Genomic DNA, 15201 nt, shown 5'->3' with positions numbered 1-15201 from the left:
CGGGTCGGAAGAGGCCGGCCACCTAAATTAGTGGTCGTCGTCGCTAGAAGAAGAGCTGGAGCTGGAGTCAGAATCACAAGGGCAGTGAGTATCGCACAATACATACTCGGCGTAGCGTACATGGGTTTGTTCATCTGTACCTATTACACCGGAGTTTACATAATATGCTTGATACAAGGCAGTAATCTCTGCAGGAATCGCTGTTACGAACGGACCGCCGGCGCTGCCCGAAAAACCGACTACGCTGGAAATTTCCAGCAGGCCGCAGATGGGCTGGCAGCTGTCTTTACAGATTTCAAAATCGCCGGTAGCCGTTATTCGGATAACCGAATCAAACAATTCATAGTTATTGAACGTTTTTTCAATGCGCAGGCATGTCATCGGATCAACCTTGAACGTACCGAGATGAATATCCGTTTCATTTACCTCGAATGTTTGCACCGAGTTACTGGTACAGCCACCTCCACCTCCCGCACATGGTACACAAGGACTGCTGTTAGGAGAAGGACAAAGGCCGAGTGTTACTGTCGCTTGAAGCTTTTTGTTCGTCGGATTTTTAAGAGTCACAATCAGCTTGTCGTTGGGAACAATAATGTTAATGGGCGGTACATAAATAGGACCTGAAGTAAGTGTAACTTGTTTGTTGGAATGGTGATCCATACTCATTTTTTAGTAGCGCTCCTTTATTAATATATTAGGATGCCTTTTACATCCTGATACTATTAAATGTTCGGAACGAGAAAAGGTAAGGGCAGACATTCTAGTGAATGACCATATTTCCAAGCATTCTTCAATTTAATCCTCGCCTTCCTGCCTCCAAATCGGAAAGTTGTCCCTTAATTCCTCCAAAGCCTCCCGAACGAGGTACCTCCTGCCCATTAAAAAATCAACTAACGAAGATGCATCTTCACTGGAAATACTCCACTGTTTAGGAAGCCCCTTCACCGCTTGAACAACCGCTTCCTCGCCAATCTTTTCGACTAACCGGATATAACGGCCAAACGGGTTCGGGCTGTCGATATAGGGAACAAACCTCTCATATAATGGGCCCCAGAACACATCCATTCTATCGCTGTCATCCATGAATTCTTCTATATCCCAATACGGGCCGAAAAAAGCATCCGAGTGGTCTATCATAAGAATCTTGCGCTGGTCCGGCAAATATAATAGATTCGATTCGGCGACATGCCGGTCCCAGTTATTGATCCAATGATCAAATACCATCATCCCGGCCGCCTGATGCAGATTTTGGCATAATGCCAGATTGACCTCCCCCAGCAAGGTCGTCCCCTGTTCGAAATATAAACTGCCAAGGTGCAGTCCTGTAGGGATATCCATGCTTTTCAGAGCAGGGAACATATTTACAAGATCCTTTGTTATCTGAATAATGCGGTAGGGTGCAATCGGCAAGCCAAGCCGTTTTCCCAGACGATAAGCAATCAGCTCGTTGGCCAATATACCAGAACCGGAACGATTGTTAATGAATTTGACAACATAGGTTTGACCGTCCTCGCATTTGAACAGATGCGGGAGCGTCCATCCATCATCTATTGGTCTAATGTACCTAACAGCCAATATGCTCATCGGTCCTCAACCTCTTATTCGTAAGGTCCAAACCACTGCCAGCTGTTGTGGTCGTCCCTGATGTAATATTGATACTTGCCATCTTTAGACGCAATGGCTGTCAATTGCTTCTCACTGTTCTCAACCAGGATTACATCGTCATACTGCTCTGTTCCGAACACTTCCGGGCCAAACCAGGGGTGCATGGGATCATCGTTATTTCTCCACCAATGACCAAGCCCTCCCTGCTTCATCGGGGCAACGACTTCGAAATTACCGTGGCTGCTTTCCAGAAAACCTGGAATTCCCTTAACGCCTTCCGCAAATTGTTCGGATTTGAACCATTCACCGCTATGTTCTTCTCTCCAATAATGTATGAGTGTGTTACCGCTTCGGCATACCGCTTCAAGATTGCCGAATTTGCCCTCAAGCGCCGTTAATCCCTCAATCTTTTCGCTTCCGAATGTATAGGGTCCAAACAAGACATCCTTGGTTCTGCCTGATTGGTTTTCCCTCCAGTACAGCAGTCCTTCATCCTCCGATGCAGCCAGCCACTCTATCTTTGCGCCGTTATATCTGCTTCGGCGAATGAGATAAGGCATTTCGCCAAGATACTCTTCCATAAATCGTTCCTGATAATCGGGACTCAGCTGGATTTTCCGTTTCATTGCCTCCCGGATAAAGCTTCTTGCTTCATCTTTAATCTTCCGATAGACGGGATGAATGAGGGAGCTTTCTGGTTTACCATTCATCAGGCTGACTATTTCATCAAGCGCAAAGTAAGGCCGGTAGCGAACGGCTGATCCAACCTCCTCCGGGTAAGCATGCAAGGAAAAGCCCAGCCGATCCGTCATGGTGACAAAGATAAGCTCATCGACTCCGAAGGACCTTGTATCCCGAAGGTTGCTTTTTAACAGTTCATACTGGTCATCATGCAAAAAACGAAGAACCAATTTCCTGCTGTATACCTGCCCTACGTTAAACGACTCCATATAAGGTTCGTTTCCCAGCAAAGGGATCCACTGGTCAATTTCCAGCCTGAGCTGCACCAAGCAATAAAAGTCATCATTCGGTATTTTTGTACCGACGCCCATGTAATCCTTGTCTTTCATTTCATTGAGAATGAATGGCTCAAAGCCTTCTCTGACAAACAGAACATCAGAATCCAGATTAATCAGTAAATCATAGGAATAATCAATGTCCTCGAGCCACTCCATGACTTCAAGCATATATATTGCGGTTACCCCGTACTCTAATTTCCTGCTGGTCGGGCATACCGGATATCCAAGACCTTTACATAAATCCGGATCATCTCCCCCGTTATACAAGACGACAGAACTGTCAGGACAGTAACAACGGATATTGTCTAATAAATCAAAGACAACTTCTCTGCGATTATGCACCAATATGGCAAAACAAATTTTGCTGCGGGGTTGGTCTGTGTACTCTGAATATGATGAAGATCCCGAATATTCCGTGTAGTCACTGCTTTCTGTCACATCAAATCACCTTCCTTATGTTGTGCCGCTGTTATTGTATTGTTAATCCCAGATTTTGACTGGGTAAGTACATATTTCACCATCCAATTTTGAGAAAATATACGCTTATCCCTTTCCATTGTTTTCTTCAGATCATATGGTGAAAAGACATGATTATTGGAATGGAGGGGTTTGATGATGTCGCTTGCTCGAATTGATCAGCTTGTAAGCATCGTGATCCCGTGCTTTAATGCAGAATCCTACATTGAGGATTGCCTGGATCATTTATACGAGCAAACCTACCCGAACATAGAAATCATTATTGTGGATGATGCATCGACGGACCGGTCTGCCGACCGTACCCAGCTTTGGCAGGCCCGCCGGCGATTCCCCCGCTTCACCCTGCTTCAGCTGCCCCGAAATGTAGGATTCTCCGGTTCACTGACAACTGGGCTGTTTATGGCGCGCGGAGAATATATCGCCAATCATGATGCGGATGACTACTCCCACCCGGAAAGGATAAGCAAGCAGGTCGAGTTTCTGATAAACCATCCGCAGATCAGTGTGGTCGGCACGAACTATATGGCTTTTGAAGATAGCGACATTCTCAAACAAACCCCATCGAATTGGCTCAGTTACGGTGAGGATATCCCGAAGAGGTATGCGCTCGGAGATCATTGCGTCTCTCATCCGACCCTTTTGTTTCGAGGCAGTGTATTCGATAGTCTGGGAGGGCTAACCCGAAACATGAATGGAGCCGAAGACTATGAGTTTATCGCCAAGTGCGTTTCTCACGGCATCCGGGTCGACAACCTGCGGGAGACCCTGTATTATTACCGCTCTCATCCGGCCCAGCGTTCACGGGAATTTTATTAGAATAAGGAGCTGAATCCGATTGAAAAAAAAAGCAGAAGACCGCAGCAAGAGACGCCCGGTCAAGAAACGCGCTTACACCCAAAAACCGATTGTGCAATATGTCGTGAACGCTAATCCGCCCAAGCAGGTGGTCTGGTTTAATAAAGATGAATCGAATTACAGCATGCAGCCGCGATATTCGGAAAGTGATCTGCGTATTTTAATGGTGCTGGACCAATTCAATATCGGCGGAACCGAAACGCACGTTCTGACATGCGTACGGGAATTGCTCAGAAACGGTGTTCACGTCGTTGTAGCCGGAAAACGCGGAGAGATGTGCGATGCATTTGCCGCATTGGGCTGTCCCGTATATGAGATTAACTTCGTCACGAACGAACATATCATCAATGAAGCCGATGAGCAGAAAATCATCTCCCAGTTAAAACAAATCATTAATACGGAAGGAATTACCGCTGTTCATATTCATCAGCTTCCTTCCGGTACTTTTGCCGCAAAAGCCGCAGATCAATTATGCATCCCCCGTCTATGGACGCTCCACATGCTGCTTCCATATACAATAGATGAATTCGAGCTAATAAAGAGCAGCGCGGCGGTCGTTTGCGTGAGCCCCTCCATTATGAAACAACTTCCGGTCAAAGATATGTCTGTCCAATTAATTCCTAACGGAATTGATACCGTGCAATTCAATTACCGCTCCCTTATTCAAAGTGACCTGCGCGACGAACTGGGAATACCCAAGGGTGCTCCTGTAATTATGTACGCCGGCAGATTGTCTTGGGAAAAAGCGGACATTTGCAGAGACATCATCGAAGCCTGCAGACAGTTAAGGGCCGAAAGCTATCCTGATCTGAACCTCCTTGTTACCGGTGAAGGGCGGCATAGCGAGGGGATTAAATCACTGGTTGATGTGATTCATAAAGAAACGAAGGGCAATTTCATACATTTGCTCGGGAATACGCTCAATATGTCTTCCTATTATTCCATCTGCGATGTCTTTCTCGGTACCGGAAGAGCTGCGCTTGAAGCTCTGGCCTGCTGCCGTCCTGTGGTCGCTGTCGGTGTGAAGGGGTTCGTCGGACTGGTTAATCCGGGAAATTACCGGTCCGCATGGGAGACTTGGTTCGGTGACCATCACGCCGATGAAGCCTGGTCCGTAGAAAAGCTGAAAACCGATATAAATCGGGTGCTGGATATGCCGGTTCAAGAAAAGATGGAAACAGGCTGGGTAAACCGGAATCTGATAAAGGAGCAATTCAACTTCACCCGTACTACAGATATGTTGATGAACGTCTATGCCAACATTCTAAAAAACCGTTATGCCTCCTATGAGGTGGAATGATGTCATCCCATCCGGCAGCAGATAAGCTGATGATAGTCGCTCATCCCGATGATGAAAGCATATTTGGAGGCGGAGCCTTACTCCAGGAGCCAGGCTGGAAAGTGATTTGCTTAACCAACGGAAACAACAAGACCCGCTCCCGTGAATTCCGGAGCGCAATGATGTCCGTTAACGCGGAGTGTGAAATATGGGATTTCCCCGATGAACATGATGGGGAGTTTGATGAAGAGGAAGTGAAAGACGCTTTAAGGGACCATCTGGATAGCGGTCAATTCCATAAAGTTGTCACTCATAATCTGCACGGGGAATACGGCCATAGTCAGCACCGGTCGCTATCCCGTATTTTACACAGCATGAAATTGGATCATCTATATGTATTTGAAACCGAGGATGATCCGCTTCCCTTTCATATCTTGCAAAAAAAGCTCGAATTATTGCAGCACTATAAAAGTCAAATGTTTGTAATTGAGCAGCTGATGCCCTATATCGTGAATGAGACTTTAATTTGGGTTGACCCGTGGGAATCTTGAGCTTCCATAGACGATTTATAAGCAGAGGTGAGTTACGGTGATCATTGTTCAGATCGCTCCGAACATCATTCCTCTTCCCGGCAGCGGAGGTCTCGAAAGGGTCGTTTACAATTTATCGGATGCGCTTGTTGAAATGGGGCATGAGGTCTATCTGTATGCTCTCGCAGGAAGCCGGAGCCGTGCTGTTGTGATTCCGTATGGCCACCGTTATGAAACGGACAGCATCAAGGATTTCGTTCTGGATACGATCCCGGACAATGCGGATATCATACATGACCATACGCATGATCTCCTGTTCGGGCAAGAAGACCTGGACATTCCGGTTGTCTCTACGATTCATACGGAATGGTCGCTTCATGTCCCGGCAAAGCATCCTGTATATGTGAGCCGCACAAAGCTTATACAGTCTCCTAACCGGCATAAAGGATTTTTTGTGCACAATGGAATCGACCTAAGCGAGTATGATTATAGCAAGCACAAAGAAGATTATTTGCTGTTTCTGGGACGGATTGATCCGGAAAAAGGCGTGGAAACGGCGATTGATGTGGCCGAAATGACAGGAATAAGAACGATAATAGCGGGTCCTGCATGGGACGGAGATCTGTTCAATCAGATCCTCCCGCGAATTAATAATAATCCCAATATTGAATATGTAAATGAAGTTCACGGAAAAGAAAAACAGGATTTGCTGAAGCATGCCAAATGGCTCCTGTTTCCGACGGCTTGCGAGGAGCAATTCGGACTGGTGATGATTGAAGCGATGGCGTGCGGAACGCCTGTGGCCGCATTCCCAAGAGGGGCTGTACCGGAAGTATTGTCCGGATTCCCGCAATTTCTGTGCGAAAGCACGGAGGATATGGCGAGGATGGTTATGAGCGATGCATCCGTTCATCCCAAGAAGCTTCGTCAATATGTCGCCAGACGTTTTACGAAAGAAAAGATGGCAGAACGTTACTTGAAAATCTACGAGAAGGTAATTGAGCAGGGGCAATAATTATGTAAACTGGACAGCTAAACAACGTAACATGCACCCGTTTCCCGGAAGCTGTCCGGGGAACGGGTGTTTTTTAGAGAGTCACCACAACTAACCATTATACAAGAGAATCTCACAATGGCCCATTAACAAAAGACCAGACATCAGCGATAGCTATTTCTCTCATCCGCGGTGATAGGAGTGCCATCTATGTGATAGTCATAGCTCCAGGGGATCTGGGAAAACTCCTCTTTCCCCATAACCCACAGTTCTTCCTGAAAAAGCCGGATCAGCTCATACAGCGCATACGAATGATCGGGAAACCATATCCCCAAATGGTACTGCAGAGCCCTGTTTAATCCGGAATAGTGAAAGCAGACGAATGGAAGGCCGCCTTCAAGCCAATACCGCCCTTCCCCGGCCGAAATGATCTTCCGGCTGGACTCGTGCAGATTCCAGTAGGCGACATTGTACCCCGGGTGATCCCATACGGTAACGTTAAAGAAAGCCGGCGCGAGATCGATCCATTTCTGATCACAATAAAAGGGTGCTTCGTAAAACCCGTAGTGGTACAGCCGCTGTCCCCACCATTCCAGAAAACGCATGGTTTCCTCCGACCGCCGAAGCGCCATCATGCCGGCGTTAAAGACGCCCACCCATAAATAGCTCCACGGATCTCCGCACGGCTCGAGCAGGTGAGGAAACAGCAGGATTTTATGGTGTTCCATGGCAAACAGCAGATCGTCGAATGGAGCGTAAGGGATAACGTCCGTATCCATGAATACGATGTTGAGTTCATCCGGATACCGGTCAAACAGAAAATGGAGAAAAGCCGGTTTAATGGAGGTTACCGCTTCATAAAGTCTGTATATTAGAATATTGGTTTCAAATTCGGGGATTCCCATATCCTTGGCCAGAATGACTTCGTCGAACCATGGAACGCTAAGCGCTGCCGGATGCATCGACCTCTCCAACAGACATATGACAACCCGGGCATATGGCATTTGAATTTTTGCCATTCTTGCCATCACCATAGCCTCATGCAGATTGTCTGCACAAGTCACCGAGCAGATGATCATGACAGATCCTCCTCTCCATTCGGTAATCAAAAATGACTTTCATTTGAGAGTGTGAAGGGATTAACATCCATTGAACGGTTTTTTTTGGCCTCCCGGTAGCGTAACCGGGTCTCATCCGATATTTTCTCCCCGCTGTAGAAGAAGTCATAACTCCAGGAGAAAGGTGAATGCCAGGGAAGCAACGCTTCCAGATCCTGCTTGTAGTTCTTCCACATTTGTGCATAAACCCAGTTGTCCGGAATGAAGGCGTTCATACAACTGTCCAGCAGCCCGGCCGTATTGTTGAAGTTCACGCAGTGAAGCAGAGTCCAGTCGGTCAAATAATACTGATCCTCTACCCAGTAGAGTTCTCTGCAGCGTTCATGCAGGTTCCAGAATGCCAGGTTGTAGCCGGGATGATGAAGAATTCCTGTATGATAAAAAGTGGGAACGAAGTTCAGATAAGGCTGGTCGATATACAGCCCTTTCGGCTGTCCGTAAAAATCACCTGAAGTCATCTTCACCCACCAGTCCGCAAAATGACGACCCTCGTCGCTATTTCTAACGCCAACCAGTGCGCTGTTAAAGGTCCCGTCCTGCAGCGTCCCAATCTCGCGGGAGCAATCCCAAGGGTCAGAGGGCTCAAGATGATGGGGAGTCAGCACAACATCATAATAGGTAAGCATGGCCCATATTTCACTGAACGGCTTGAATGCAACCATCTCCGGATCGAGATATACAATCTGCTCCTCCTCCGGAAAGGCTTTGAGCAGATAGCTTAACAGTTGTCCTTTCATCGCCGTGGCGCATTGGAGGGAGTTAAACTTAAACATATACCCTTCAAAATCGTGGAACCCGATATAAGCCGAAATATCCTTGGCCGTAAAAATCCAGTCAATATCTGGAAGCGGTTCTACCGGGTATCGTTCCACTAGGCAGACTACTATGGTTGTCTCAGGCATAATCCGCTTTACAGAAGCCGCCATCAGCCTCGCTTGAGGTAATCCTGAAGCATTGACTACCGTTCCGATAATCATATTGGACGAGCCTCCTTGTTCTGGGATCCTATTGATATAGCAGATACTATATTCTATGAACAACGGAGCTAATGGCTTGTGCAGATGTACAGCATAATCCGCTGATATATCCTATAGACACCCATGTCGAATGTGGAAGTGGGGGGATTTCCCAAACGAGTTCGAGGTAGCAGAGAATTGGTGGGAGGCACTTAAGGCAGGGATATCTTTTTTGAGCCAGTTAATTCTCTCCTTTGCCAGTCAGCGGTCATCTTTACTCCCACTTTGAATGGCACATTAGTTTTATACCCAGTGTCTGTATATAAATTTTTATTATAAAGATCTTGCTTAGTCATATAAACTCCATTATAAATATGTTTTCCAAAACCTAGAGTGAGATTGGGATTTACGACATCTTTTAATTCCTCTAAATACTCTTTCAAAGGTATAACCCTCTCACTTCCAATTATATAATCATTATAACTAATTCCCCTCTCTGCAATAATCCTATAGGCTCTTACAGCGTCAGTGATATAGATAAAATTATATAAATGCTCACCTTTTGTTAAGGTCGGTTCCTCGCCATTGATTAGCTTTTGTATGACACTGTTTATTAATCGACTTGAGGTTTCACCAACACCATAAGTATTGGTAAGAAGCGGCCAAAAAAAGTCTATCTTAGCTTTATTTGCTTTTAACTTACAATAAAAATGGCTTGCCAATTTTGCTGTTTTATATGCGTTTCCCTGATTAGTAACCTCTTGGCTTTTCTGCATTTCAACTAAACATTCTTTTTCCTGGATACTTCCAGCTCCTATGAAACGTGTGCAGTTTGTTTTATTTGCTAATTCCATAGCATCGAGAGCGTACTCAGTATTTCTTAGTTGCACAATATAATTAGATTGATTTTCACCGTAGACTCCTTCCCAACCCAGATGAAAAAAATAATCATAGTTTTCATTAATATTTTTTCCAGCATTTTTCAGATCAGATAAGTCACATTCTAAAATCTTTACATCACTTAAATTTTCTAATCTGTATCTATTATTTGAATTAGGTCTAATAATCGCCAATACTTTATATCCGTTATTTATTAATTCTTTTACAAGATAACTCCCTATAAAACCAGTTGCACCCGTAACAATAGCTTTCTTCACAAAAGATCGCCTCCCACACTTTGAAACATCTTGGGAGAGAGTTTATTCTCGAGCTCTCTCCATTTTTCCCTCGCAAGATAATTCGTTAATGAACTACCAATAAATCCATTTGCTCCTGTGATTATTACTTTATGCACTTCATTCACCCCTTCATAGTGAGATACTATAATCTATGAACAGGTGAACTAACAGCTTGTGCAGATGGACAGCTTCATCCGCTGATATATTTATATAAAAGAAAGGCCCATAAACAAGAAAGCAAAGGGAATGTGAGGCTCATCCGAAACGGCCGGCCACGACCTCTTTTTCCCGTTCTCCAAAATGTCGAGATTGTGGTAGATCTTGCTCTTCTCGATCTTGAGATCGACTTCCTTGATCACATCGTCTGTCTCCGGGCACAGGAAGAACCAGCAGCCTTGTGTGGCTGCTGGTTCTTCCTTTCTGAGCTATCGGTCTCGGAGTAGGTTTAAGCTTTTGTCACGGTCAACATCTTACATGCTTGCGTTTAAAACCAACCTGCCCTTTGTCGACAGCCTTTTGAATATTTTCGTAAGCGTGAAGAAATTTGCTTTTTGCCTTATCCTTATTGACTTCTACTGGGCCTACAGTCCTTGCGGTCTCACACGCTTTATCATGAAGAGGCACATAGGATACCGCCACTGTGTATAAAAAGTTGTTCATTGCGTATTTAGTGCGTTCTGGTGAATCATGAATCGTATTTTTCACGATCTCAAGCATACCGGCAATTTTGCTTTCGGAAAATTCATCATCCGGTCGATTGCCGAGCAGCCAGCAGTAACAGCTCCAGCCCGCTGACATTCTCAGCTCTTCACCGCTCGCGATCCATTTATCGGCAACCTCTTGTGCAATATCCGCTTCTGCCAAGGTTACTGCAACTACATAATCAGACAGCATATAAAAATAAGCCGCATCCATCCAGCGGTCAAAATCGGCTTCCGTCATTGCTTTGGGGTCAGCTATAATGCCGGCAAAATACATGGCGTCGTAGTTCCCCGTCGCGTAAAGCTGCTCAGCTAGAGGCTGATTTATTTTGGTTTTCTTGAAGATAGGTTTCATTGCGCCGGTAGCCACGCCAAAAAGCGGTTCGTGCGCGCCGTTCGAGCTGTATATTTTCTTGGTTCGTTCCTTGCCGAGCGCTTCAAGCTCCTGCATGACCATTTCTACATTCATTGTTTAACACTTCCTTTTTTCGAAGTAGTACAGGATAAAGAAAGTGTACTGTACGGATTTCCCTGTCGCAAGCTCAGTATCCCTTCAGACTACCTGATCTTACTGGTTCTTATTCAAAAAACGAGACATCCCCGGCCGTAGAACGGCAGCAAGACGCCCCATATTGTTCGAAGTCAACACAGCTTCAACGCTCCGCTTAACATTTTCAGCGCAGGATGAATCGAGCATTCCCTCGTATTCGTCCCGGTCATCCTTGAAAAAGCTGCGCTGCATCAATATTTTGACAGCCTGAATATCGGCCGTATAACATTGCGAAGCCAATAAGCAAATACGGTCGCTCCGGTCCACGAGCTGCGCTTATTCTGGAGGTATTGATCGTTGATAATATAAGTCCGAGTGGAAGAAGGGCTCTTCAGACCGAACTTTTCCCACTTCGCCGGGTCATTCGAACCTCCGAGCCTTACAAGCATATTCGCCGACTCACTATTGATTTTAGCCGGAATTTGCTCGTAGGCTTGAGTGATTTGCGCATGAAATTCGTCGATTGGATTGCGGCTGGCAAGGCTCTCCAAGTGGATGCCTTCGCGAAGGTAAGAAACGTATGCCAGATGGTCAGCCCAGAACTCGTCGATATAAAAAAGCCGCACCCGCTGCTCCGCAGGGCTCATCGGCTGCTCGCCTTTCAAAATTCCGAGCCGCTCCTCGTATAGAATTCGCCTCTGATCCTCCACCATATCCGAATAACAGTTCAGTTCCTGGTGGATATCGAAGTTTTGGCCCATAATAACGCGCTGAATATGCGTGATTTTGCTGCGGAGCACCGGCTCTTCGAGCGCCTCATCCTGCCTGGGAGCGCGAATCACTTTATTGATGCCGAACCGAAGCAGCAACTCGTCCTCCAAGCTTACGAAAAATACGGAAGCTCCCGGGTCGCCTTGGCGGCCAGAACGCCCGCGCAGTTGGTCGTCGATACGCACACTTTCGTTCACATGTGTACCAATCACATACAACCCGCCCAGCTTGGCGACAACTTCCGCTTGCGCGGGGTCCCCGCCGCCGAGCCGAATGTCGACGCCGCGTCCCGCCATATTCGTAGACACCGTCACGGCGCCGATTTCTCCGCTTTGGCGATGATTTCGGCTTCTTCTGCGTCGTTTTTCGCATTCAGAACATGGCAAGGCACGCCGGCAACCGCTAGCGTCTCCGCTAACATGTCAGACTCCTCGACGCTTGACGTACCAATAAGAATGGGGCGTCCCACCCTATGGACGGACGAGATTTCTTGTACAAGCGCCTTATATTTGGCTTCTTTATGGGTATAAATCCGGTGCGGATGGTCGATCCGTATGTTTGGCTGGTTCGGCGGAATTTGCAGCACCTGCAGCGCATAAATATTTTCGAATTCCATTGCAGAAGCGTATGCAGTAGCCGTCATTCCACAAATCCTCGGATACAGGCTGATGAAGTGTTGAAGGGTAATCGTCCCGAGAATTTTCCCGCCAGCGTTCCACTGCAGCCCTTCTTTGGCCGAAAGCGCGGCTTGCAGCCCGTCCGGCAAATACCTGTTCTCGGCCACGCGGCCGGTATATTCTTCGATCAGTTCGATTTTACCGTCCCGGACGATGTAATCGACGTCTTTTTGTAATAACGATTCCACATGCAGCGCGCAATTCAATGACGTTAACAAGTAACTATTATGGCTATCGTACAAATTGCCGCATCCCAGCAGCAACTCCGCTTTCGCAGCTCCTGCTTCATTCAAGTAAACGTTCCGCTGGAACTCGTCGAAGTCGTAATGCTCTGCTTGATTGAGCTGCCGAGCCACTTCTGCGAAAAGTATGCCGTCGCTCTTGGAAGAGCCCGACTCGCCGCTGATGACTAGCGGCACCCGCGCTTCGTCGAGAAGCAGTGAATCCGCTTCGTCGACAATGACGTAGTGGAAAGGACGATGTACGGTATCGGCTTCGCCCAGTGCGATTGTGTCGCGCAAATAATCGAATCCCGATTCTTTAGCCGTAACATAGGTTATATCTTTGGCGTATGCTTCCCGTTTCTCGAACAGGCTCATGCCCGCTTGAACCGAGTTTACCGTTAACCCAAGGAAACGATAGATCGGGCCCATCCACTCCGCATCCCGCTTGGCCAAATAATCGTTAAAAGTCAGCACATGAACGCCTTCGCCGGTCAGCGCATTTAGATAAGCAGGCATAACAGCAGAGAGCGTTTTTCCTTCACCGGTATGCTGCTCGATCAAAAAGCTCTCATGCAGAGCGATGGCTGCCATGATCTGGACATCATAAGGCTGTAATCCGAGCTTTCTCTTCGCTGTCTCGCAGACTAACGCATAAGCATCGACAAGCAGCGCATCCAAAGGCGTGCCCGATTTTGCTTCTTTTTGCAGCCGGAGGGATTCCGCTTGAAGCTGCTCATCGTCCCATGCTTCCAAATTCCGTTTCCGGATGAGCTCCGTTTTGTCCCGATAGACCTTCAGCTTATTCTGGGTATCTAGGTCTTTGAATTTTTGCATCAACTTGACAGCTAAATTCATCGGAATTTGATCCCTCCTCGGTAGAAATACGCGATTCTATAGTGGCTAAAGTATAATCAAACTCTATAACAATAGCAAATTTTGGAATAAAGAATGTCGTTGTGCTGTGTTTTGCTGTCTATCGAACTATCGTTTTCGTTAGCTGAACAGTATACGGTCAAGTCAAGGTATTAGATATATCCTCTAAAAAAGAGACCCGCCGACTAGGCAGGTCTCCTTCTGTTCCCTATCGCTTCGCCTTATAAAACTCATGATACAGCTTCATAAGCGCCCTTTTCTCAATCCGCGACACATAGCTGCGGCTGATGCCCAGCTCCTTGGCGATTTCGCGCTGCGTCCGCTCCTCGCCCCCGGTGTCCAGTCCGAAACGGCCGACCACCACCTCTTTTTCCCGATCGTCTAGAATGTCGAGATTGCGGTAGATCTTGCTCTTCTCGATCTTCAGGTCCACTTCCTTGATGACATCGTCCGTATCCGAGCCCAGAATATCAATCAAGGTAATTTCGTTGCCTTCTTTATCCGTACCGATGGGGTCGTGCAGTGACACGTCCTTGCGCGTTTTTTTGAGTGAGCGCAGATGCATCAGAATTTCGTTTTCAATACAGCGGGCGGCAAAGGTCGCGAGCTTCGTACCTTTGTTCGGGCGATAGCTTTCAATCGCCTTGATCAGTCCGATCGTCCCAATGGAGATTAGATCCTCCATGTCTTCGCCTGTATTGTCGAATTTTTTTACTATATGGGCGACCAGCCTCAAGTTATGTTCAATCAGCAAATTCCTTGCCTTGGCATCTCCCTCGGCCATCATTCCCAAGTATTTGCTTTCTTCCTGCTCAGTCAAAGGTTGGGGAAACGCATTGTTCCTTACATAAGATACCAGAAGCGACAGTTCCTTGATCAACAGTGCAATGGTGCTAAGAAATCCGGGCACTTTGGCGACACCTCCCGCACATGTACAATGAAACCGGTCAGTCATTCCTACGGGTTCACGGTCACTTCATTGTATGTGGGTGAATGCCTAGAAGTGCATGTACGCGGGAAATAGAAACACGAAATAAATTTACTTCCGACATCGATTATTCGGAGCGGTATAGCTGGCCGCATGCCGCGTTAATGTCCGATCCGAATTGAGTTCGAACCGTGACGCTGATACCCTTTTGAATTCAAGATCCGAACAAACGCTTTAATCTGATTAGGATCAGATTGCCGATAGCTGTCTGGCGTAACTTCAGTCGAGATGTATAAACTTTATTCAAAATAGACATTTTATATACTTATTGTTTACTTTGTTTTATTCCAGTGATATAATCTGATCAGGTTAAGATGAAGAAGTGGTCAATGAGGTTAAAGAAAGCGGAATCCTATCGTTGACACTGTTTTAATCAAAGTAGTATGGGCAATTCACAGGATCCTGTTCAACAAGCGTTAAATGCCATGGCGTAATTGTATTGATATTGATTTCACGCGAAGAAAGA

Annotated in this window: 12 protein-coding genes and 3 pseudogenes; 4 read left to right on the top strand and 11 right to left on the bottom strand. The window is 46.6% G+C overall.

Features of this window, described 5'->3' with window-relative positions; genetic code table 11:
- Nucleotides 1-27: 27 nt before the first annotated feature.
- The 3 genes from PSAB_RS25425 to PSAB_RS07500 all read right to left on the bottom strand — a co-directional run bounded on the left by PSAB_RS25425 (nt 28) and on the right by PSAB_RS07500 (nt 2792).
- Nucleotides 28-666, bottom strand: a complete 639-nt coding sequence (locus PSAB_RS25425) for a hypothetical protein (RefSeq protein WP_144240492.1) — start codon at nt 664-666, stop codon at nt 28-30.
- Nucleotides 667-795: 129 nt separating this feature from the next.
- Nucleotides 796-1584, bottom strand: a complete 789-nt coding sequence (locus PSAB_RS07505; protein WP_025333963.1) for a HipA family kinase — start codon at nt 1582-1584, stop codon at nt 796-798.
- Between the two features lie 14 nt (nt 1585-1598).
- Entirely contained in the window at nt 1599-2792 is a 1194-nt protein-coding gene (locus PSAB_RS07500; protein WP_025333962.1) for a hypothetical protein, read from the bottom strand.
- Nucleotides 2793-3236: 444 nt separating this feature from the next.
- Here PSAB_RS07500 and PSAB_RS07495 point away from each other — a divergent pair, with 444 nt between their 5' ends.
- The 4 genes from PSAB_RS07495 to PSAB_RS07480 are packed head-to-tail and all read left to right on the top strand — an operon-like array spanning nt 3237 to nt 6780.
- Nucleotides 3237-3917 (top strand): glycosyltransferase, encoded by a 681-nt coding sequence (locus PSAB_RS07495; protein WP_084266463.1) that lies wholly within the window; start codon nt 3237-3239, stop codon nt 3915-3917.
- Nucleotides 3918-3936: 19 nt separating this feature from the next.
- Nucleotides 3937-5256, top strand: a complete 1320-nt coding sequence (locus PSAB_RS07490) for a glycosyltransferase (RefSeq protein ID WP_051529739.1) — start codon at nt 3937-3939, stop codon at nt 5254-5256.
- Complete coding sequence (locus tag PSAB_RS24525) at nt 5253-5786, top strand: PIG-L deacetylase family protein (protein WP_084266462.1); 534 nt, start codon at nt 5253-5255, stop codon at nt 5784-5786. Before PSAB_RS07490 ends, PSAB_RS24525 begins: the two co-directional genes overlap by 4 nt.
- Before the next feature lie 37 nt (nt 5787-5823).
- Nucleotides 5824-6780, top strand: coding sequence for a glycosyltransferase (locus PSAB_RS07480; RefSeq protein WP_051529738.1), 957 nt, complete (start codon nt 5824-5826; stop codon nt 6778-6780).
- 143 nt (nt 6781-6923) lie between these two features.
- On the opposite strand, the gene PSAB_RS24520 is transcribed toward PSAB_RS07480, so the two are convergent.
- The 8 genes and pseudogenes from PSAB_RS24520 to PSAB_RS26095 all read right to left on the bottom strand — a co-directional run.
- Nucleotides 6924-7838 (bottom strand): glycosyltransferase family protein, encoded by a 915-nt coding sequence (locus PSAB_RS24520; protein WP_025333959.1) that lies wholly within the window; start codon nt 7836-7838, stop codon nt 6924-6926.
- Between the two features lie 26 nt (nt 7839-7864).
- The gene (locus tag PSAB_RS07470) at nt 7865-8854 is read right to left on the bottom strand and encodes a hypothetical protein (RefSeq protein ID WP_025333958.1); all 990 of its coding nucleotides are present in this window, start codon (nt 8852-8854) and stop codon (nt 7865-7867) included.
- 191 nt (nt 8855-9045) lie between these two features.
- Nucleotides 9046-9990, bottom strand: a complete 945-nt coding sequence (locus tag PSAB_RS07465; RefSeq protein WP_025333957.1) for an NAD-dependent epimerase/dehydratase family protein — start codon at nt 9988-9990, stop codon at nt 9046-9048.
- A 279-nt stretch (nt 9991-10269) separates the two neighbouring features.
- Nucleotides 10270-10358, bottom strand: a pseudogene (locus tag PSAB_RS25420) (RNA polymerase subunit sigma-70); the annotation flags it as partial.
- Nucleotides 10359-10473: 115 nt separating this feature from the next.
- The gene (locus PSAB_RS07460) at nt 10474-11181 is read right to left on the bottom strand and encodes a DNA alkylation repair protein (protein WP_025333956.1); all 708 of its coding nucleotides are present in this window, start codon (nt 11179-11181) and stop codon (nt 10474-10476) included.
- 272 nt (nt 11182-11453) lie between these two features.
- Nucleotides 11454-13729, bottom strand: a pseudogene (locus tag PSAB_RS07455) (preprotein translocase subunit SecA).
- Nucleotides 13730-13955: 226 nt separating this feature from the next.
- Nucleotides 13956-14657: an RNA polymerase sporulation sigma factor SigK gene (sigK, locus tag PSAB_RS07450; protein WP_025333955.1), complete on the bottom strand. Its 702-nt coding sequence runs from the start codon at nt 14655-14657 to the stop codon at nt 13956-13958.
- 145 nt (nt 14658-14802) lie between these two features.
- A pseudogene (locus tag PSAB_RS26095) lies at nt 14803-14962 on the bottom strand (23S rRNA (adenine(2503)-C(8))-methyltransferase ClbB); the annotation flags it as partial.
- Nucleotides 14963-15201 lie beyond the last annotated feature (239 nt).

The organism is Paenibacillus sabinae T27, assembly GCF_000612505.1.
GTDB classification, from domain to species: Bacteria; Bacillota; Bacilli; order Paenibacillales; family Paenibacillaceae; genus Paenibacillus_AQ; species Paenibacillus_AQ sabinae.
The sequence above is the reverse complement of the archived record's forward strand: the minus strand, read 5'-3'. Positions and strand labels throughout refer to the sequence as shown.

Coding starts and splice junctions, on each gene's coding strand:
- PSAB_RS25425 (WP_144240492.1), bottom strand. CDS start 666: ATGAGTATGGATCACCATTCCAACAAACAAGTTACACTTACTTCAGGT.
- PSAB_RS07505 (WP_025333963.1), bottom strand. CDS start 1,584: ATGAGCATATTGGCTGTTAGGTACATTAGACCAATAGATGATGGATGG.
- PSAB_RS07500 (WP_025333962.1), bottom strand. CDS start 2,792: ATGCTTGAAGTCATGGAGTGGCTCGAGGACATTGATTATTCCTATGAT.
- PSAB_RS07495 (WP_084266463.1), top strand. CDS start 3,237: ATGATGTCGCTTGCTCGAATTGATCAGCTTGTAAGCATCGTGATCCCG.
- PSAB_RS24525 (WP_084266462.1), top strand. CDS start 5,253: ATGATGTCATCCCATCCGGCAGCAGATAAGCTGATGATAGTCGCTCAT.
- PSAB_RS24520 (WP_025333959.1), bottom strand. CDS start 7,838: ATGATCATCTGCTCGGTGACTTGTGCAGACAATCTGCATGAGGCTATG.
- PSAB_RS07470 (WP_025333958.1), bottom strand. CDS start 8,854: ATGATTATCGGAACGGTAGTCAATGCTTCAGGATTACCTCAAGCGAGG.
- PSAB_RS07460 (WP_025333956.1), bottom strand. CDS start 11,181: ATGAATGTAGAAATGGTCATGCAGGAGCTTGAAGCGCTCGGCAAGGAA.